Raw genomic sequence first — 18,412 nt, 5'->3', positions numbered from 1 at the left:
CGCGTACGGGCTGCTCTTTCTTGTAGCTTGCAGCTTGCGACTGCTGTCAGTGCACCGGCAACTCGACACCCTCGAACAGCTCTTCGAGCTCCTGCTTGTTATGGCACTGGATCGCCTTGGCCATCACCTCACGGGTCAGGTGCGGGGCGAACTTCTCGATGAAGTCGCACATGAAACCACGCAGGAAGGTGCCGCGACGGAAACCGATCTTGGTGATGCTGGCTTCGAACAGTTCGCTGGCATCCAGGCACACCAGGTCGCTGTCGAGCTTCGGGTCCACCGCCATCTTGGCCACGATACCCACGCCCAGGCCCAGGCGCACATACGTCTTGATCACGTCGGCGTCGGCCGCGGTGAACACCACCTTCGGTGTCAGGCCACGGTGGTTGAACGCCTCGTCGAGCTTGGAGCGACCAGTGAAGCCGAATACATAGGTGACGATCGGGTACTCAGCCACCGCCTCCAGGGTCAGCTTAGGCAGCTTGGTCAGCGGGTGCCCCTGAGGCACTACCACGCAACGGTTCCACTTGTAGCACGGCATCATGATCAGGTCGCCGAACAGCTCCAGCGCCTCGGTGGCGATGGCAAAATCGACGGTGCCGTCAGCCGCCATCTCGGCGATCTGCATGGGCGAGCCCTGGTGCATGTGCAGGGCGACTTCCGGGTATTGCTTGATGAAATTGCTGATCACCGGCGGCAGCGCATAGCGCGCCTGGGTGTGGGTGGTGGCGATCGACAGGGTGCCCTTTTTCTCGTTGGAGAATTCCTGGGCGATCTGCTTGATGCTCTCGACCTTGCGCAGGATCTCACCGGCAGTATTGATGATGCGCTCGCCCGCCGGGGTGACACGGGTCAGGTGCTTGCCGCTGCGGGCGAAGACTTCGACGCCCAGCTCATCCTCGAGCAGGCGGATCTGCTTGCTGATCCCGGGCTGGGAGGTATAGAGGCTCTGCGCCGTCGCGGAAACGTTGAGGTCATGGTGCGCCACTTCCCAGATGTAGCGCAGTTGCTGAAGCTTCATAGATATCCCTCAAAGGCGGTAGGTCACCGGCGCGCCGGCAGCAACGAGTTATAACTATATTAGTGGCTAGAGAAATAAATCTAGAACTATTTTGTTACGTTCGCAGGAAAAAACCTACCGCCACACTCACACTTTCCTACGCCCAAGATGCTGGGCCAACGGCACCATGTACACCGGCACCGGCGACAGCTGCAGCAGCCGCACCGCCGTGCGACCGATCGGCACGTCCACCCCGGCCCCTGCGCTGTGGCTGCCAAAGATCAGCAAGTCGACGGCCAGGCGCTGGGCCTGTTCAAGGATCACCTGCGCCGGGTCGCCTTGACGCACCCGTACCGCACGGATCAGCGCCAGATCGGCGACCTCGCCCAGTTCCTCGCGAAAGTTTTCCAGCACCCGCTGCTCGATATTGGCCATGACCGTAGTCACGCCCTCACTGTGCAATGCATCGAGAGTCTGCTCATCGAGGTAGCTCTGCAGCAAGGATTCGGCGAACTGGCCCATGGGCTCCACGGCATGGATCACATACAGCTCCGCGTTGAAGGTCCGCGCCAGGGCCAAGGCGTGCTGCATGACGAAGGGCGCGTAAACACCGAGGTCTGTAGCGAACAGCATGGAACGGATCATTCGACCTCCTCGACTGCCGCTTCGGCAGAGCAAGCTTGAGCTTAGCAGCGCCATGGGCCGTCGCCTGGCCGTCCGGCGCACAGCCGCTGCGGCTTTCAGGCCTGCCGGTTACGCCGGTCGAGAAACGCCAGTGCCTGGTACAACGCCTCCATGCGCGGCAACTCGCACCCCGCCGCGCGTGCGCGGGCCAAGGGCTCGGCGTAGATCGCCTGCAGCTCCAGCGGCCGCTGCAAGGCATGGTCGTGAGACATGCTTGGCCAATAGTCCGGCATTTTCTCGGTAACCCGGAACAGGTGTTCGGCATAGCCTTGCGGCAACTCAAGGCCACAGGCCCTGGCGCCGGCCACCACTTCCGCCATCAGAGCCTGGATCAGCGCACGGCTGTCGGCATCGCCCATCAGGGGTGTGGTGCTGGCCTGCAGCAGCACCGAAAGGCCGTTGTAGGGCACATTCCACACCAGCTTCTGCCAACGCGCCTGGTCGAGGTCGGCCATGGCCTGGGAGTCGATGCCCGCGGCCCGGAACAGCGCCGCGCCCTCCTCCACCACGACCACTGCATCATCTTGTGCGGGCCCACTGTGATAGCCCAGGTTCACCGCGCCCAACGACTGGTGACGAATCACCCCGGGGCGCTCGCGGTTGACACAGATGAAGCACAGCCCACCCAGCAGGTGCATGTCCGGGCGCAAGGCCGGGCGCAGCTGCTCCTCGACCCCAAGGCCATTCTGCAGCAATACCACCCTGGCCCGCGGCGCTGCGGCTTGCACGATCAAGGGCGCCAGCTCGGCATTGCTGGTGGCCTTGGCCCCCACCAGCAGCCAGTCGCAAGGCGGCATGTCGGCGGCAGAGGCGTAGGCCTGCACGGGCATGCGCACCTGGCCATGCACGGCGCTGTCGAGCTGCAGCCCCTGCTCATGCACGGCCTGGTATTCACTGCGCAACAGAAAGTGCACGTCGAAGCCGGCGCGGGCGAGCATCAAGCCATAGAAGCCACCGATTGCGCCGCTGCCAATGATGCCGATACGGGGATTGCCAACCTGAGGGTCGAGGGACGCCATGCCGTGCTCCTGGTCAAGAGTCATTGTTATGGGTCAGCACTATACGCAGGTGTTGCTGCCACGGTGAAATCGTCCCGCCAGGCCGCAAGCTCGCGCCCAAATGCCGCTTGGCGGGCAAAAACCCCGTATCGACGGGGCCCAGCCCATTGTCGCGCCCCCGCTAACGCGCTAAGGTTCGGCCTCCCCGCTGCGAACAATCTGCTGCTGGGCCGCACGGGGATTGCTGGCGGCCGGCACCCGTGACCTGACGAGTAACACGATGGCTGATTTACCGATCGATGACCTTAACGTTGCCTCCAACGAGACCTTGATCACCCCTGATCAGCTCAAGAAGGAAATCCCCCTCAGCGCCAAGGCCCTGCAGACCGTGACTGCCGGCCGTGAAGTGGTGCGCAATATCCTCGACGGCAAGGACCATCGCCTGTTCGTGGTGGTCGGCCCGTGCTCGATCCACGACATCAAGGCCGCCCACGAGTACGCCGAGCGCCTGAAGGTATTGGCCGAGGAAGTTTCCGACACCCTGTACCTGGTCATGCGCGTGTACTTCGAGAAGCCACGCACCACCGTCGGCTGGAAAGGCCTGATCAACGACCCGTACCTCGATGACTCGTTCAAGATCCAGGACGGCCTGCACATCGGCCGCCAGTTGCTGCTGGACCTGGCCGAGAAGGGCCTGCCCACCGCCACCGAAGCGCTCGACCCGATCTCCCCGCAGTACCTGCAGGACCTGATCAGCTGGTCGGCCATCGGCGCCCGCACCACCGAATCCCAGACCCACCGCGAGATGGCCTCCGGCCTGTCCTCGGCGGTCGGCTTCAAGAACGGTACCGATGGCGGCCTGACCGTGGCGATCAACGCCCTGCAGTCGGTGTCCAAGCCGCACCGCTTCCTGGGCATCAACCAGGAAGGTGGCGTGTCCATCGTCACCACCAAGGGCAACGCCTACGGCCACGTGGTGCTGCGCGGCGGCAACGGCAAGCCCAACTATGACTCGGTGAGTGTCGCCCTGTGCGAACAGGACCTGGCCAAGGCGAAGATCAAGCCGAACATCATGGTCGACTGCAGCCACGCCAACTCCAACAAGGATCCGGCCCTGCAGCCACTGGTCATGGAGAACGTGGCCAACCAGATCCTCGAAGGCAACCAGTCGATCATCGGCCTGATGGTCGAGAGCCACCTGAACTGGGGCTGCCAGGCCATTCCGAAGAACCTCGACGAACTGCAGTATGGCGTGTCGGTCACCGACGCCTGCATCGACTGGGCCGCCACCGAGAAGACCCTGCGCAGCATGCACGCCAAGCTCAAGGATGTGCTGCCCAAGCGTCAGCGCGGCTGAGAAATCGCGCAAACGAAAACGCCGGGCAATGCCCGGCGTTTTCATGTGTGCGTGCTGCCAGGTCAGGCCTTGCTCGAATGACGCTGCTGGCGCTCCATGTAGCGCTCCACATAAGAGCACGACGGGATGACCGTATAGCCCATCTGCTCGGCGTACTCCAGGGCCTTTTCGGTCAGCGCGGCGGCAATCCCGCGCCCGCGCAGGGCGTTGGGAACGAAGGTGCGATAGATGTCCAGCGTCTGCTTGCCCAGGTCCATGTACGTCAGGTACGCCCGGTGACCGTCCACGGTGGTCTCGAACTGATGACCGGCCTGGTCATGGTGGATGGTCAGCGTTTCGCTCATCACTACTCCTCGCAGGTCTTGTCGGCAGACCCATACCTTACCGATGTGGTTTATCCGGCGGAGGAACCTCCACGCCACCTGTGCCCCTTGGACAGCAGCACGATTTGGATCGTTCTGCGTCGATGGCACCCTCAAATAGTAGGCGGCGCCAGCAAGAATGCTCAAGCTGCCCTGAATGAAAATGCTGACAGCAACGCCTGCACCGCCTGGCAACAGCATCCGGATGTTGTAGGGCTAAGACGCTGACAGACAGTTAAAGTCACCCTTAGTTCAACAAAAAAGTTCCTGTACTACAATCGCTTGCGAACGCTGCCCATGGTTTTCACACTTTGTTTACAAACCCTGTCGCCAGAGCCCTCGGCAGCATTTTTTTTGCAGTTCTTGCGCTCAGTCAGTTTACTTACTACAAGTAATGGGTACTATGTACGCCGGCCAGTTTCTCTTTTCCGAGAGATGGCTATTTAATAGAAAGTCCTTGAAGGGGAACACGATGAACAACGTTCTGAAATTCTCTGCTCTGGCTCTGGCCGCAGTTCTGGCTACCGGTTGCAGCAGCGTATCCAAAGAAACCGAAGCTCGCCTGACTGCTACCGAAGACGCAGCAGCTCGCGCCCAGGCTCGTGCAGACGAAGCCTACCGCAAAGCTGACGACGCTCTGGCAGCTGCTCAGAAGGCTCAGCAGACCGCTGACGAAGCCAACGAGCGCGCTCTGCGTATGCTGGACAAAGCCAGCCGCAAGTAATAATCCTCACGGATTGTTATGGAGCCGACCCACTTGTGGGTCGGCTTTTTTATTGCCTCGAAGAAAGCCTGTTGCTGCAAGGCCAAACAACAGGGGCCGCCTTGCGTCCCATCGCGGGGCAGGCCCACTCCTACAGCGCAGCGCACGCCTACCTGTAGGAGCGGGGTTGCCCCGCGATGGGCCGCAAGGCGACCCCTAAGTGCCCCGCTAGTTAACGGCGGGTAATCGCTTACTGCAATTCCGGTGGAATGCTCGACACCATCGGCGCGCTTGCACCATTGGTAGGCACGGCGATCTCGACCGGCATGCCATCTTCGGCGGCGACCACATCGCGAACCATGTCCCAATTCATGCGCAAGTTGTTGGCCAGGTCTTCACGCTTGAGCAGCGCGTTGATGACGGCGGTGTGCTTGTCGACCACCGACGGATTGCCTTGATCGTCCAGCGGCGTGTGGGCTTCCAGATAGACTTTGCCAGCACTGATACCGAACTTGTACGGCTCGTTGATGATACGTACCGGGGTGCCCACCGGGACCATCTTCGACAGCGTCAGCACATTGTTGTTGAGCATGCGGAAGCAACCGTGACTGGTGCGCATGCCGATACCGAACTTCTTGTTCGAGCCATGGATCAGGTAGCCCGGCACCCCAAGGGTGAACTTGAACGGCCCCAGCGGGTTGTCCGGCCCGGCCGGCACCACGGTCGGCAGGATGTCGCCATCGGCGGCGTGCTCGGCACGGATCGAGGCCGGCGGGGTCCAGGTCGGATTAGGTGTCTTGGCGGTGATCTTGGTGTTCGCGATCGGCGACCCCCAACCCTCGCGACCAATACCCAGCGGGAAGGTATGCACCACGTTCTGCCCTTTCGGGTAGTAGTAGAGGCGGTACTCGGCCAGGTTGATGACAATGCCTTCGCGCGGCCCTGGCGGCAGGATGTAGCGGGTCGGCAGGATGATCTCGGTACCGGCGCCCGGCAGCCATGGGTCGACGCCGGGGTTGGCGGCGATCATCTCCAGGTAGCCAAGGTCGTTGGCGGTGCCGATATCGGCGAAAGTGTCTTCGTACTTGGCCTGGATGGTGTGGACCTGACCGACGACGTCCTCACCGGGGGGTGGCAACGGCAGTTCCAGCGCAACAGCGGGGCCTGTCGCCAGCAAGGCGGCCAGGGTCAGGCTACGGGTGACGGCGGGAAAGCGCGGCAACATCCGGGAAATCCTTCGAAAGGTCAGTCAAGGGAATCGATTGTACACCCGCGCCGAAACAAGCGGGAGGCGCAAGCATTTCAGATGATGAAAGGCACTCAGAGTTCCGGCCACACCGGGCGCATGCCACGCCGCTGGGCATCGAGGATTGCCTTGCACAACTCACACAGGCGCTCGTCACGGTAGATGGCCCGCTCGACACTCGACCAGCGCGGCTGCGCGGGCAGCAGGCCACCGCACAAGGTGCGGTCGACAGGCACGCCGAGCTCGAGCTGGCGGGCGGCGAGGTGGATGCGCACTTCCTGGCAGGCAAACAGGTCGAGCTGCTCGTCGGGCTCGATCAGTTGGTAGGCGTACAGGGACCAGGCAGGGCGCGGCATCGGGGGCACTCGAAACGGGGGGCGCAACATTAGCCGAAAGCGGCCCCCGATAAAAGCATCACAGCAAGGGTTTTATCGCCGGCCAGGCATTTTCCAGCAAGCGCTGCTGGGCGGCGGCTGCAGGGTGGATGCCATCGGCCTGCATCAGCTCCGGCACCCCGCCCACGCCTTCCAGGAAAAACGGCACCAGCGGCACCTTTTTCTCCGTGGCCAGTTGCTCGTAGACCTGGGCGAACGCCGTGGTGTAGCGCACACCGTAGTTGGGGGGCAGGCGCATGCCCAGCAGCACGACCTTGGCCCCCGCATCGCGGGACTGGTCGATCATTGCCGCAAGATTCTGTTGCAATTGCTGCGGTGGCTGCCCGCGCAGGCCATCGTTGCCACCTAACTCCAGCACCACCAGGTCCGGCTTGTGCGCTGCAAGCAGCGCCGACAGCCGCGCCTGGCCGCCCGCGCTGGTGTCGCCGCTGATGGAGGCATTGACCACCTGGTCGTCAAAACCCTCCTTGCGCAGTTGTTGTTGCAGCAGGTTGACCCAACCCTGACGGGTATCCAGGCCAAAACCGGCGCTGATACTATCGCCCACGACCAGCAATGTTCCCGCTGCCGCGCCCTGGGCCAGGCAACACAGGGCCAGACCGGCACTCAACCACCACATTCGCATCGGATTCTCCATGAGCCCCAGCATTCTCGTTGCGCAGAACCTTAGCAAAGTGGTCCCCAGCGCGGAAGGCGACCTGACCATCCTCCACACGCTCTCCCTCGACCTCGCCCAAGGCGACAGCCTGGCCATCGTTGGTGCCTCCGGTTCCGGCAAGTCCACGCTGTTGGGCCTGCTCGCCGGGCTCGACCGGCCGAGTGCCGGCAAGGTGATACTGGCCGGACACGACCTCGGCCCCCTCGACGAGGACCAGCGCGCCCGGGTGCGCGCCGAGCACGTCGGCTTCGTGTTCCAGTCGTTCCAACTGCTCGACAGCCTCAACGCCCTGGAGAACGTCATGCTGCCGCTGGAGCTCGACGGTCGCCGCGATGCCCGCGAGCACGCTCGCGACCTGCTTGAGCGGGTCGGCCTGGGCAAACGCCTGAGCCACACGCCGCGCCAGCTCTCCGGCGGAGAGCAGCAGCGGGTGGCGATCGCCCGCGCCTTCGCCGCGCAACCGGCCGTGCTGTTCGCCGACGAGCCCACCGGCAACCTCGACAGCCACACCGGCGAGCGCATCAGCGACCTTTTGTTCGAACTGAACCAGGAGCGCGGCACGACACTGGTGCTGGTAACCCACGACGAACGCCTGGCCAAGCGCTGCCGCCGCCTGATCCGCCTGGATGCCGGACGCCTGGTGACGCCCCTGGAGCCCTGATGACCCGCCTATCGTTCCCACGCCTGTGCACCCTTGCTCTGCGCCAGTTGCTGCGTGACGCGCGCGCCAGCGAAGTCCGCGTGCTGTTCTTCGCCCTGCTGGTTGCGGTGGCGGCCAGCACCGCCATCGGCTACTTCGGCGCTCGCCTGAACGGCGCCATGCAGTTGCGCGCCAGCGAGTTCCTCGGCGCCGACCTGGTCCTGCAGGGCAGTGCCCCACCCGCCGCGCAGCAGATCGCCAGCGGCACCGCGCTGGGCCTGCGTCATGCGCGGGTGGTGGAGTTCACCAGCGTGGTTGGCGGCGACAGCGGCATCCAGCTTTCCAGCATCAAGGCGGCCGACTCCGCCTACCCGCTGCGCGGCCAATTGCGCAGCGCCCCGGCGCCCTATACCGCAGAGACGCCCGGTGGCGGCCCGGCGCCGGGAGAGGCCTGGGTCGAACCGCGCCTGCTCGCGGCGCTCGGCCTGGCCATCGGCGACAGCATCGACGTCGGCATGAAGACCCTGCGCATGAGCCGCGTGCTGACCTACGAGCCCGACCGCGCCGGCAACTTCTACAGCCTGACCCCTCGGGTGCTGATGAACCTCGCCGACCTGGACGCCACCGGCGTCATCCAGCCGGGCAGCCGGGTCAGCTACCGCGACCTGTGGCGCGGTGATATCGACGCCTTGCAAACGTACCGGCAGGCGGCGGAAAAAAGCCTGGCCGCCAACCAGCGCCTGCTCGACACTCGCGACGGTAACCGGCAGATCGGCGGCGCACTGGGCAAGGCCGAGCGTTACCTGAACATGGCGAGCCTGGTGGCGGTGCTGCTGGCCGGCGTCGCCGTGGCCTTGTCGGCCAGCCGCTACGCCGCGCGGCGCCTGGATGCCAGTGCCCTGCTGCGCTGCCTGGGCCTGTCCCGGCACCAGGCCCTTGGCCTTTACAGCCTGCAACTGGCAATGCTCGGTGTCGCCGCTGCAGTCATCGGCGCACTGCTCGGCTGGATCGCCCAGCTGGGGTTGTTCCGCCTGCTCGAAGGCCTGCTGCCCAGCCAGGTGCCGCCCGGTGGCCTCACCCCGGCGCTGGCCGGCATCGGCACCGGATTGGTAGCCCTGGCCGGCTTCGCCTTGCCGCCCCTGGCAGCCCTGGGTCGCGTGCCGCCGCTACGGGTCCTGCGCCGCGACCTATTGCCACTGCCACCGAGCAGCTGGTTGGTGTACGGCGCCGCACTGCTCGCCCTGGGCCTGATCATGTGGCGCCTGAGCCTGGACTTGCTGCTGACCTTCGCCCTGCTCGGCGGCGGGCTGATCGCCGCCTTGCTGCTGGGGGGTTTACTGTTGCTCGGCCTGCGCAGCCTGCGCCGGTTGCTGGCCGGCGCGCCGCTGGCCTGGCGGTTGGGGCTCGGGCAGTTGCTGCGTCACCCGCTGGCCGCCGCCGGCCAGGCCCTCGCCTTCGGCCTGATCCTCCTGGCAATGGGCCTGGTCGCCCTGCTGCGGGCGGAACTGCTCGACACCTGGCAGGCGCAGTTGCCCAAGGACGCGCCGAATCATTTCGCCCTGAACATCCTGCCCGATGAGCGCCAGCCGTTCGCCGAGCGCCTGGCCCAGATCAACGCCACCGCCGCGCCGCTGTACCCGGTGATTCCCGGCCGCCTGACCCATATCAACGAGCAGCCGGTGCGCCAGCTGGTCAGCAAGGAATCCACTGGCGAGCGCGCCATCCAGCGTGACCTCAGCCTGACCTGGGCCGCCGAGCTGCCCCAGGGCAATGCCCTGAGCGCCGGCCAATGGTGGCAGCAGACACCCGCCAACGATGAAGCCCCCGGGGTTTCCGTGGAGGCGGAGCTGGCGCAGAGCCTGCACCTGCAACTGGGCGACCTGCTGACCTTCGACATCGGCGGCCAGCAACGCCAGGCCCGGGTCAGCAGCCTGCGCAGCGTGCACTGGGACAGTTTCCAGCCCAACTTCTACATGATCTTCCAGCCGGGCACCCTGCAAGGCCTGCCCACCACCTACCTCACCAGCTTCTACCTGGCGCCGGGCCACGACCAGGAAATCGTCGCGCTGTCCCGGGCCTTCCCGGCGGTGACCGTGCTGCAGGTCGATGCGCTGCTCGCCCAGCTGCGCAGCATCCTCGCCCAAGTCACCCTGGCGGTGGAGTACGTGCTGTTGTTCGTGCTGGCTGCGGGGCTGGCGGTACTGTTTGCCGGCCTGCAGGCGACCCTCGACGAACGCATCCGCCAAGGTGCCCTGCTGCGGGCCCTGGGAGCGGCACGCCCGCTGCTGGTAAAGGCACGACGCATCGAGTTCGGCCTGCTCGGCGCCGCCAGCGGCCTGCTCGCGGCACTCGGCTGCGAGCTGATCACCTTCGGCCTGTACCGCCATGCCTTCGACCTGGCCTGGGCGCCGCACCCAGCGCTGCTCCTGCTGCCGCTGCTGGGCGCGCTGCTGATCGGCGCCGCCGGTGGCTATGGCACCCGGCGGGCACTGAACAGCAGCCCGCTGACCGTGCTGCGCGAGGGTTGAGCCCTGCGCAGGCCAGGGTTCAGGGCTGGCTGGCCTGTAGGCGGCCGCGCAGGCGCAGCCGGCCCACCACCCCCGCCATGAGTACTATCGGGGCAGCGACGGCGATCGCCAGATGGTTCAGGTCCAGCGGCGGGATGCAACTGAGGAACAGTGAGTACAGGGCGCCGGCCATCATCTGCAGAAAGAAGAACTGCCCCGACGACATGCCGACGTCCTGGCTGACGCAACGCAACAACCCTGCCTGCGTGATCGGAATGACCATACCGGTACAGACCAGCAGCGCGATCATCGGCAGCAAGAACAACAGTGTACCCAGGCCCACCAACAGCAGCCCCAGGGACAGGCTTATGCAACCTCCCAAGCCGATCATCGCGGCGAGCGCCAGCAGCGCGTCCAGGTCGTGGGTCTGGCTCAGGCGCCGCGCGATGGTGCTGCCCGCCACATAGCCACAGGCACAGGCGCCGATCAGCGCGCCATACTCCAGCTCACTGAAACCCAGCACCTGCTGGAAGGCATGGGACGACGACGACAGCAGCGCGAAGTAGCTCATCCACACCAGGCTGATGCAGGCCGCATTGCGCCGATAGCCAGGGTTGCTCATATTGCGCCGGTACACGCGCCAGATGGCGCCAACCGAGCCGATCGGCTGCCCGCCGCCTGCCGTGGGCCGGGTAAGTCCGACGAACACCAGCAACACCAGCAGGTTGAATGCGCCGGCACACACCAGCACCCCGCGCCACCCCAGCTCAGGCAGCACAGCACCGGCCAGAAATGGCACCACGCAAGGCGTGACGGCAGTGGCCGAGGCCAGGGTGCTCAGAACCGGCAGACGTTGCGCTTCGGGGTACACCTCCCTGACGACCAGGCGTGTGGTCACGGTACTGACGCAGCCGCCCAGCGATTGCAGCAAACGGCCGAGGATGAACAGAGTGAAGCCCTCGGCGCTGGCCGCCAGCAAGGCGCCGACCATCGACAGCGCCAGACCGCCCAACTGCACGGCCCTGGGGCCGAACCGATCGGAAAGCAGCCCGGCCATGATCACCGATACGGCGTAGCCGACCATATACACCACAAGCGTGTTCTGCACGCTCGCCATCCCCACATGAAGGTCCTGAGCCAACCGCGCCGATGCCGGCACCATCACGCCCAGCCCCACCTGCGGCACCACCACGGCGCTCAACAGCGCCAGGGTCAACCAGGGACTCGCGCTCGGCGCACTCATGCCAGCATCACCTGTTCGTGGTGCGGGGCCAGCAACATGGGCAACAACTGCAGAACCGTCATGACTCGTTGACTCCTGACAAAGAATGAATACCGGTTCCGTCTGCGCCTGAACGCACAATGGAATCGGGCGCGCTTCTTTGCGCACCGCAACAAACTGTTACGTGGATTGAGCTTAGGGATTGCGCTGGCTACCATGAAGGTCCATTAAGCCTTCCTGCATGTGGACCACTTATGGCCAGAGGCAAACAACCGCTTGCCCTTGACCTTGCCCTGCCGTTCGAGCTGCCCGCCAAACCTTCGGCCCGCAAGCACCAGCTGCTCTATGCCTTCCTGCAAGATCTGCTCGCCTGTGGCCATCTGGCGCCCGGCACACGCTTGCCCTCCACCCGCACTCTCGCCCAGCGGTGGGGAGTGGCGCGGGGCACCGTCGAGCTGGTTTTCGAACAACTCGCCCTGGAAGGTTGCATCCTGCGCCGACAAGGCGCGGGCTCAGTGGTCGCACCGCTGCGTCCCGATGCGCTGATCGCGGCCAACGACCAGCCCCTGGCCGCGCTCGCTTGCCCCCGCGAGCCCGCGCCCTGCGCCAGCCCTGCCGCCCTGCCAGAAGCCCGGTTGCAGACGGGCGTGCCCTTCGTCGCCCGGCTGGCAGACCCGACGCTGCTTGAACAGCGTCATCTGCAACTGGCCGCCGATGCCCTTGCGGCGATCACCGAGAGCGTTCCGCACGCGGGTGACAGGTTGCTGCGCCAGGCTATCGCAACTCACATCCGCCTTTATCGGGGCATAGAGTGCGACGTCGAGGATATCGTCGTGACCCAGGGCATTCGCCACACACTGCACTTCATCAGCCAGTGGCTGGATAAGGACAACGCCATCGCCCTGGAGGATCCGGGTTACTCCTGGGCCGCACGCATATTCGAACAGACCGGCAGGCGTGTGATCTGCGTCGCCGTGGACCAGGCAGGCCTGGACGTAGAACAACTGGCCAGGCACGACAACGTCCGCGCAGTGCACACCACCCCCGCGCACCAGGCTCCGCTGGGCATCTGCATGAGCGTCCAGCGACGCCAGGCGCTGCTGGACTGGGCACAGACCCGAGATGCCTACATCGTCGAGGATGATTACGACAGCGAATACAACTATGCCTGCGCGCCACTGCCGGCGATCAAGGCGCTCGACCAGCATGACCGGGTGCTGTTCTGCGGCAGCTTCAACAAGACATTGTTCAGTGGGCTGAGGCTGGGCTTCGCGGTTGTACCGCGAACCTTGCGCGCACGGCTCATCGACTGGTTGGCGGCAACAGGGCAGACGCCGGGGATCATCGCCCAGCGGACGGTGCGCCAGTATCTGCTGCGCGGTCACTATGAACGGCACCTGCGCATCGCAAGGCAGACCTACCAACGCCGCCGGGACCTGCTGCTTGAGCGTCTCGCGGCAGAGCCAGGCATGACCGTCAGCGGCGAGCAATCCGGCCTGCACTTCGTCCTCTGGTTGCCCAACGGCGTCAGTGAGCAGGCGTTCTGCGAGCGGGCCCGGCAATGCGGGCTGGTGTTGCAGCCGATCGGTCTGTTCTGCCGCAAACACACCTGGCCCGCCGGCGTGCTGATCGGTTATGCAGCGCTCACCGATGAGCAGATCGCAGCAGCGGCACAAGTGCTGGTAGAGGTCTATCGGGCATCGCTAGCCGGGTAGCTGATGCGGTTGACGTACCAGGTTGCCTCACCCGGGGGGGTGTGCACCACCACCTCGTCGCCCTCCTCCTTCTTGAGCAACGCCCGGGCCATGGGCGAGTCGATGGAGATATAGTCGTTGCGCCCGTGGATCTCGTCATAGCCGACGATGCAAAAGCGCAACGAGTACTCGACCACCTTGACGTCTTCCAGGCGCTTGCGCAGGTAACGCACGCGGCGGTCGATCTCGCGCAGCAGCTTCTTGTTGTACTGGTATTATCACCCCAACCCCAGAACAGCATTAGCGATCCAACCAAGCAGCACTTCCACACTGGACGTACCCCGCACCTGCCGAATCCATCCAAGCAGCCTGAGGCGGCTTCACCCTGCCCGCATATTCTGGTGCACCAGAGAGATCACGGAGGGAGAACTGTTAAGCCCACCTTTGCAGCAACAGACGAACACCCATTCAGCAGCTCCGTTCACCCCAAACAACCGGTCTCATAGCAAAGCCGCTGCGTCACTCAAGAAGCGGCGCCTCAGAAGCCACCCGGAAAGTCCTAGGCATAGGCCCTAAGTACTGCCCTATCGGAAGCTGTTCAAACAGCAATCCAAGGCGTGGTAGTCTCGCTTGGATTTGACTTGGATCATCATCTCGGCGGCGATTGCCTAAGGACATCTCCTGGCGGCTCCGTCCCCATTGATCCAGGTGCCACCGTATCTGTATCAGGAGTAGAGGTTGCCGACCAACATCATCACCAGAGAAGGGCACGCTGCTCTGAAGGCTGAACTAGACCACCTCTGGCACACCTACCGTCCCGAAATCACTCAGAAGGTTACCTGGGCCGCCTCTCTAGGGGATCGGAGTGAGAACGCGGATTACCAATACAATAAAAAGCTTCTTCGAGAGATTGATCGTCGGATCAGATACCTCCGGAAGCGGTTGGAGGACATCCGGGTTGTCAACTATGCCCCCGAGCAAGAGGGCAAAGTCTTCTTTGGCGCCTGGGTTGAGATCGACAATGAAGATGGTGAGAGCAAGCGTTTCCGAATCGTCGGGTACGATGAGATCTACGGTCGGAAGGACTACATCTCGATTGATTCCCCCATGGCCCGCGCCCTACTGAGGAAAGAGGAAGGGGACCAGGTCGTGGTGCAGACTCCGACGGGCGAAGCGACTTGGTTCATCGCTAGCATTTCCTACGAACAGCCTGCCCACGGGTAGCCCCTTCCACCAGGATTCGGCAGCCTTGCTTGCACCACGGGGGAGCCAGCGCCTACAAACAGGTCGGACAGGATCGGTTGTCAGCAAAGATCGATCCTCGAAGGCAATTTGGCCCGCCTGAAGCGCGCTCAACAACGCTTGCTGATCAACCAACCACTGCGGGCGGTATTGATCAACCACGCATGGGGCTTCATTCGCTGCAGCTCAGCACGCCCCACGATGTTTCTGGAGCGCTCGTTGAGCACCCTATGGAGGGTAGCGATATCCGCCTGCTCAAAGAGGGTGACCTTGCTGACCCGCGCCCCCCAATGATCTGCCCGTCCAGGACGCCATCGAGCAGATCAGGCGCTTGGAAAATGGTTATGGCGCCTGAGAAATCTTCGCTCCAATAGATGAAGCAGAAAGAGACGATGGCTAATCGACCAGACTGAGCCGCCCCCAGCTTTGCGCCCCAAGGCTCTGGTCACACGCTGTTGGCCCGACCACCGCTTGATCGCTTAAGATCTATCAGGGCATCAAAGCCTCTTTGCTCGACAGGCCGTCTTTCAGCAGTGTTGCTAACAACTCTGCGTCAAGCGGTTATAGAACCAACGCATATATATTTTGATCAAGAAACTCATCCCCTATACGCTCTGCTTTTTTAAGTGTGCCCTCATAACTGAAACCACAGCGCAATGCCAGCGCATTGCTTTTTCCATTTTTTACGGCAGCCTTGATAACGAAGCGGCATATCTGGCTTTTTTCCACATAAGTTTCAATCAGTTTTTTTACCGCAACTGATAGAACGCCCTTCCCTTGCATATCAACATCCAACCAGTAACCTAAATAAGCGGTTTTATTCACGAGATCCATCGAATTAAAAGACAGAACACCGCAGGGCTTACCTGATTCACAAAGTATATACGTTTTGGAGATATCTTCTTGATGTTCCTTTGAGCATGAAATTAAAAACCCCTCTACGTCTTTCGGACATCTTGTGTTTCTAGGCCAGTGCATATACCTTTCAAAGTTTTTTTTATTTTTTGTTATGAGTTCGAACAAGTCCTTAGCGTATGAAGGCTTAGCGTTGACCAAAGACAGAGTTTCTGTAATTTTAATGTCTTCGGATACGCAATAAATGTCGTCAAGCACCAGACAATTAGGCTTGGATGGCGACCGACATAAACCAAGACGTCTGTCGTCGTACTTATAAACCACAGGCTTACACCTGACCCACTGAGTCATAGTTTGAAGGTCATACGCTCCACACCCTTTTATAAGGAAATGATCATTTTCCTTGAGAGAAAACGTTTCCCCGAGAGCTGTAATGTAATCCGCTTCGAAGCAATTAAAACCCACTAGGTACTGAGCGTGACGCGTCGGTGCTTCTGGAAAATTTGATACGGGTACGATCGAATGAGCCCACTGATGGATTGAGGGAACCCAGTTTGAAGCTACGTTTGTTTGGAGAAGCTCTATGCCATTACGCCACTTAGTACTAAAAACCCTACCGCAGAGATAGCCATAATCCTCACTGAGGCATCTACCCGGCTCAAAGATGTAACGCCAATGCTGATTTACTTGCCCAAACAATGCTTGAGCTTTTTGAGAGATTTCTTTAAAAAAAATGTCAGCAGAGGGTGTTTTGATGTTGATATCTTTTGAGAATGAGTCTGCTGGAAAACCGCTTCCCAAGTCTAGTATTCCTCGCTCCGGCATATGTTTGACTAGGAAAGAAGCCCATAGCGCCAGCGTGTCAGTTATGGCTGTCGTCGCCGGCAGATTTGACCCAGCATTAAGATGAAATCCGACATGCTCTATGCACTCGTACCTGCGAAGGCAGGGCAAGAGAATTTCTTCAAACTCATTTGATGTACAGCCGAAGCGGGAATATCCAGTGTCTCGATAAAGATGCGATAAGCGAATTATGATCTGGCATTTCTTTCTGATGCTCGAACATATAGACCCTAGCCTCTCGACTTCACTAATGCTATCAACCTGCACCAGCACCTCGTGCTTAACAGCGAACAACAGTTCGTCATCAAGCTTAAGCGGGCCATCAAAAATTATTTGGCTGCTTTCAAAGCCTGCTTGTAACGCTAAATTGATTTCCTCTATTGAACAGGCCTCCACCCAGTAATGGTTATCTTTGAGCATTTGACAAAACGCCCCTAAATTACACGATTTCAACGAAGCCGCGAGCACGACCCCATCAAAGTGCTTTTTTGCAGAATGCATAAAGCTTTCCGCTTTCGCTCGGGCACTTTCAAGATCAAAAATGAAAAAAGGCCGATCAGGGCTGGCCTCCTCTAAGATATGATTCCGGACAGTCTCCATGAATTTTTCCGGGGGAGCTATTTGTGCCATGTCTGGAAAGCCACTCCTTGAAAATCTTTCTGAGCGTTCAAGCTTTTTCGAATTTCAAAAAAGTGACTATATAAAGCTTCTTGTTGATCCGTCGCCATAGCTCTAGTTTCAGGATTTTCTTGACATAAATAACGCCTTACACGCATTGCCAGTGCATCCTCACTTTCAGCAAACAGTTCGTACGTAAATTCGGAGCCGAGTGTAAATCCATGCTCCGTAAAAAATTCCTTCCAATAATCGTATGTCCAAGAGGGTTCTGGACGCCAGCCTAGTGCTTTCTCGACCGCATTTAGTATAAATTCCGGGGGCGTCAACCTGAAAAAAAAGTTTGAGATGCACAAGATTCCAGCATGCTTTAGAACTCGATGGCATTCTGACAATGCGCGCTGGCGATCTTGGATGAAACCAAAGTTACAACCACCTAGCACATGAGTGAATGACTCATTTTCGAATGGCAATGCGCAAGCATCGGCCACTAAGTATTGTAATTTATCGGCCGCATTTAGTTCGTTTGTTTTTTCATTAGCAACGCTGACTGCAGCACTACTTGTATCAATACCTACGGCCCGGCTTCCTACCTGCTCATAACAATACCTTGAACTAAATCCTGTAGAGCAAGCTAAATCTAGAAGATAAGAGCCAGAGGTAACAGTCGACGCCTCGATCAAATAGTCGAGCGCATGACTTGCACCAGGAGGTGTATTCTCTTGCTGCATGAATGCTACAAGATCAGGATAGGTCATAGAACTGAAGTCTACGCGTTTGGTGTTCACGAGATATCCTTCCGAGAAAGCATAATTAGAGATAGATGCGAAGACAAGCTTCGCATCTATTTAGAGTCAAGCTGGTGCAGATCCGCTTAAAGACCTACAGCTTTAGACGAGCTCTAATTGCACATCGAATGCTGGTGAGCACTCGGAAGTGTGCAGACGCTGGCAAGAGACTCCTTGAGTTGTTCATGTTTAGTAAAGGGTGCGACTGGTTGGCCCGCTGCATTGACTTGAAGCTGCGCCTCAGTCTCAACCGGTGCCGGTGGCAAAGCAGTAGCCTGTACGGCAGGCGAACTTGCCAAGATAACTGAAGCGATACCGAGCAATTTCTTATCCATGTTACATTCCTTTGTTTTCCCTGAGAACGATTATCGTTCCTGATTATAGTTGCGACTTATAGCTCTTTTGTCAAGCATCTTTTTAAAGTCGCGCAATAATTCTACCTCTCCTATGCAGACAGCTTAAAATGTTAACTCACTTCGCTTACTTGCAACTCCCTAAACACCGGATGGATAGTCAACCTTACAAGCTTACAAGCTTACAAGCTTACAAGCTTACAAGCTTACAAGCTTACAAGCTTACAAGCTTACAAGCTTACAAGCTTAC

At 60.6% G+C, this 18,412-nt stretch carries 18 protein-coding genes and 2 pseudogenes; 6 read left to right on the top strand and 14 right to left on the bottom strand.

The features are described 5' to 3' along the window. Positions 1–46 precede the first annotated feature (46 nt). From cysB to AC3WL2_RS17065, 3 genes are all read right to left on the bottom strand, one after another. Positions 47–1,021: an HTH-type transcriptional regulator CysB gene (cysB, locus tag AC3WL2_RS17075; RefSeq protein ID WP_011533140.1), complete on the bottom strand. Its 975-nt coding sequence runs from the start codon at positions 1,019–1,021 to the stop codon at positions 47–49. A 126-nt stretch (positions 1,022–1,147) separates the two neighbouring features. Continuing rightward, the gene (locus AC3WL2_RS17070; RefSeq protein ID WP_046854907.1) at positions 1,148–1,645 is read right to left on the bottom strand and encodes a universal stress protein; all 498 of its coding nucleotides are present in this window, start codon (positions 1,643–1,645) and stop codon (positions 1,148–1,150) included. Positions 1,646–1,740: 95 nt separating this feature from the next. Further along, positions 1,741–2,703, bottom strand: a complete 963-nt coding sequence (locus tag AC3WL2_RS17065; RefSeq protein WP_102683258.1) for a putative 2-dehydropantoate 2-reductase — start codon at positions 2,701–2,703, stop codon at positions 1,741–1,743. Positions 2,704–2,962: 259 nt separating this feature from the next. Between AC3WL2_RS17065 and AC3WL2_RS17060 the strand changes: the two genes are divergently transcribed. Beyond that, a complete protein-coding gene (locus AC3WL2_RS17060) occupies positions 2,963–4,039 on the top strand; it encodes a 3-deoxy-7-phosphoheptulonate synthase (protein ID WP_011533136.1) in 1,077 nt (358 codons plus the stop codon). 62 nt (positions 4,040–4,101) lie between these two features. Here the strand turns inward: AC3WL2_RS17060 and AC3WL2_RS17055 are convergent, their stop codons facing one another. Next, positions 4,102–4,383, bottom strand: coding sequence for a GNAT family N-acetyltransferase (locus tag AC3WL2_RS17055; RefSeq protein WP_031315036.1), 282 nt, complete (start codon positions 4,381–4,383; stop codon positions 4,102–4,104). A gap of 490 nt (positions 4,384–4,873) precedes the next feature. Between AC3WL2_RS17055 and oprI the strand changes: the two genes are divergently transcribed. Next, on the top strand, positions 4,874–5,125 hold the full coding sequence (gene oprI / locus AC3WL2_RS17050; RefSeq protein WP_003259780.1) for an outer membrane lipoprotei OprI: 252 nt from the start codon (positions 4,874–4,876) through the stop codon (positions 5,123–5,125). Between the two features lie 229 nt (positions 5,126–5,354). Here the strand turns inward: oprI and AC3WL2_RS17045 are convergent, their stop codons facing one another. The 3 genes from AC3WL2_RS17045 to AC3WL2_RS17035 form a co-directional block, all read right to left on the bottom strand. Continuing rightward, positions 5,355–6,329 (bottom strand): L,D-transpeptidase family protein, encoded by a 975-nt coding sequence (locus AC3WL2_RS17045; protein ID WP_102683257.1) that lies wholly within the window; start codon positions 6,327–6,329, stop codon positions 5,355–5,357. Between the two features lie 95 nt (positions 6,330–6,424). Beyond that, on the bottom strand, positions 6,425–6,706 hold the full coding sequence (locus AC3WL2_RS17040) for a hypothetical protein (protein ID WP_102683256.1): 282 nt from the start codon (positions 6,704–6,706) through the stop codon (positions 6,425–6,427). 58 nt (positions 6,707–6,764) lie between these two features. Further along, complete coding sequence (locus AC3WL2_RS17035) at positions 6,765–7,370, bottom strand: arylesterase (protein ID WP_173862436.1); 606 nt, start codon at positions 7,368–7,370, stop codon at positions 6,765–6,767. A 10-nt stretch (positions 7,371–7,380) separates the two neighbouring features. Between AC3WL2_RS17035 and AC3WL2_RS17030 the strand changes: the two genes are divergently transcribed. Then, entirely contained in the window at positions 7,381–8,064 is a 684-nt protein-coding gene (locus tag AC3WL2_RS17030; RefSeq protein WP_102683254.1) for an ABC transporter ATP-binding protein, read from the top strand. Next, complete coding sequence (locus tag AC3WL2_RS17025) at positions 8,064–10,571, top strand: ABC transporter permease (protein WP_102683253.1); 2,508 nt, start codon at positions 8,064–8,066, stop codon at positions 10,569–10,571. The genes AC3WL2_RS17030 and AC3WL2_RS17025 overlap by 1 nt, the downstream gene beginning before the upstream one ends. 19 nt (positions 10,572–10,590) lie before the next feature. On the opposite strand, the gene AC3WL2_RS17020 is transcribed toward AC3WL2_RS17025, so the two are convergent. Next, a complete protein-coding gene (locus tag AC3WL2_RS17020) occupies positions 10,591–11,793 on the bottom strand; it encodes an MFS transporter (protein ID WP_102683252.1) in 1,203 nt (400 codons plus the stop codon). A gap of 233 nt (positions 11,794–12,026) precedes the next feature. Between AC3WL2_RS17020 and pdxR the strand changes: the two genes are divergently transcribed. Continuing rightward, a complete protein-coding gene (gene pdxR / locus AC3WL2_RS17015) occupies positions 12,027–13,487 on the top strand; it encodes a MocR-like pyridoxine biosynthesis transcription factor PdxR (protein ID WP_102683251.1) in 1,461 nt (486 codons plus the stop codon). Here pdxR and AC3WL2_RS17010 read toward each other — a convergent pair. Continuing rightward, entirely contained in the window at positions 13,463–13,663 is a 201-nt protein-coding gene (locus AC3WL2_RS17010; protein WP_492574031.1) for a GreA/GreB family elongation factor, read from the bottom strand. The two genes, pdxR and AC3WL2_RS17010, sit on opposite strands and share 25 nt — an antisense overlap. Further along, positions 13,649–13,741: pseudogene (gene greB, locus AC3WL2_RS17005) on the bottom strand (transcription elongation factor GreB); the annotation flags it as partial. The pseudogene greB (AC3WL2_RS17005) and the gene AC3WL2_RS17010, both read right to left, overlap by 15 nt. A gap of 463 nt (positions 13,742–14,204) precedes the next feature. Between greB (AC3WL2_RS17005) and greB (AC3WL2_RS17000) the strand changes: the two are divergent. Further along, complete coding sequence (greB, locus tag AC3WL2_RS17000; protein WP_102683250.1) at positions 14,205–14,690, top strand: transcription elongation factor GreB; 486 nt, start codon at positions 14,205–14,207, stop codon at positions 14,688–14,690. 128 nt (positions 14,691–14,818) lie between these two features. Here greB (AC3WL2_RS17000) and AC3WL2_RS16995 read toward each other — a convergent pair. From AC3WL2_RS16995 to AC3WL2_RS16980, 4 genes and pseudogenes are all read right to left on the bottom strand, one after another. After that, positions 14,819–14,977 (bottom strand): annotated as a pseudogene (locus AC3WL2_RS16995) (NAD(P)-dependent oxidoreductase); the annotation flags it as partial. A gap of 292 nt (positions 14,978–15,269) precedes the next feature. Further along, the gene (locus AC3WL2_RS16990) at positions 15,270–17,036 is read right to left on the bottom strand and encodes a GNAT family N-acetyltransferase (RefSeq protein WP_102683248.1); all 1,767 of its coding nucleotides are present in this window, start codon (positions 17,034–17,036) and stop codon (positions 15,270–15,272) included. Next, positions 17,024–17,809, bottom strand: a complete 786-nt coding sequence (locus AC3WL2_RS16985; RefSeq protein WP_207238350.1) for a class I SAM-dependent methyltransferase — start codon at positions 17,807–17,809, stop codon at positions 17,024–17,026. Before AC3WL2_RS16985 ends, AC3WL2_RS16990 begins: the two co-directional genes overlap by 13 nt. 113 nt (positions 17,810–17,922) lie before the next feature. Beyond that, on the bottom strand, positions 17,923–18,144 hold the full coding sequence (locus AC3WL2_RS16980; RefSeq protein ID WP_146022594.1) for a hypothetical protein: 222 nt from the start codon (positions 18,142–18,144) through the stop codon (positions 17,923–17,925). Between the last annotated feature and the right edge of the window lie 268 nt (positions 18,145–18,412).

The organism is Pseudomonas sp. FW305-96, from assembly GCF_058783825.1.
This window is presented reverse-complemented; position numbering and strand designations above follow the sequence as displayed.

What these genes read in the sequence shown, in the direction of transcription:
- cysB (WP_011533140.1), bottom strand. Translation starts at nt 1,021, where the DNA reads ATGAAGCTTCAGCAACTGCGCTACATCTGGGAAGTGGCGCACCATGAC.
- AC3WL2_RS17070 (WP_046854907.1), bottom strand. Translation starts at nt 1,645, where the DNA reads ATGATCCGTTCCATGCTGTTCGCTACAGACCTCGGTGTTTACGCGCCC.
- AC3WL2_RS17065 (WP_102683258.1), bottom strand. Translation starts at nt 2,703, where the DNA reads ATGGCGTCCCTCGACCCTCAGGTTGGCAATCCCCGTATCGGCATCATT.
- AC3WL2_RS17060 (WP_011533136.1), top strand. Translation starts at nt 2,963, where the DNA reads ATGGCTGATTTACCGATCGATGACCTTAACGTTGCCTCCAACGAGACC.
- AC3WL2_RS17055 (WP_031315036.1), bottom strand. Translation starts at nt 4,383, where the DNA reads ATGAGCGAAACGCTGACCATCCACCATGACCAGGCCGGTCATCAGTTC.
- oprI (WP_003259780.1), top strand. Translation starts at nt 4,874, where the DNA reads ATGAACAACGTTCTGAAATTCTCTGCTCTGGCTCTGGCCGCAGTTCTG.
- AC3WL2_RS17045 (WP_102683257.1), bottom strand. Translation starts at nt 6,329, where the DNA reads ATGTTGCCGCGCTTTCCCGCCGTCACCCGTAGCCTGACCCTGGCCGCC.
- AC3WL2_RS17040 (WP_102683256.1), bottom strand. Translation starts at nt 6,706, where the DNA reads ATGCCGCGCCCTGCCTGGTCCCTGTACGCCTACCAACTGATCGAGCCC.
- AC3WL2_RS17035 (WP_173862436.1), bottom strand. Translation starts at nt 7,370, where the DNA reads ATGCGAATGTGGTGGTTGAGTGCCGGTCTGGCCCTGTGTTGCCTGGCC.
- AC3WL2_RS17030 (WP_102683254.1), top strand. Translation starts at nt 7,381, where the DNA reads ATGAGCCCCAGCATTCTCGTTGCGCAGAACCTTAGCAAAGTGGTCCCC.
- AC3WL2_RS17025 (WP_102683253.1), top strand. Translation starts at nt 8,064, where the DNA reads ATGACCCGCCTATCGTTCCCACGCCTGTGCACCCTTGCTCTGCGCCAG.
- AC3WL2_RS17020 (WP_102683252.1), bottom strand. Translation starts at nt 11,793, where the DNA reads ATGAGTGCGCCGAGCGCGAGTCCCTGGTTGACCCTGGCGCTGTTGAGC.
- pdxR (WP_102683251.1), top strand. Translation starts at nt 12,027, where the DNA reads ATGGCCAGAGGCAAACAACCGCTTGCCCTTGACCTTGCCCTGCCGTTC.
- AC3WL2_RS16990 (WP_102683248.1), bottom strand. Translation starts at nt 17,036, where the DNA reads ATGGCACAAATAGCTCCCCCGGAAAAATTCATGGAGACTGTCCGGAAT.
- AC3WL2_RS16980 (WP_146022594.1), bottom strand. Translation starts at nt 18,144, where the DNA reads ATGGATAAGAAATTGCTCGGTATCGCTTCAGTTATCTTGGCAAGTTCG.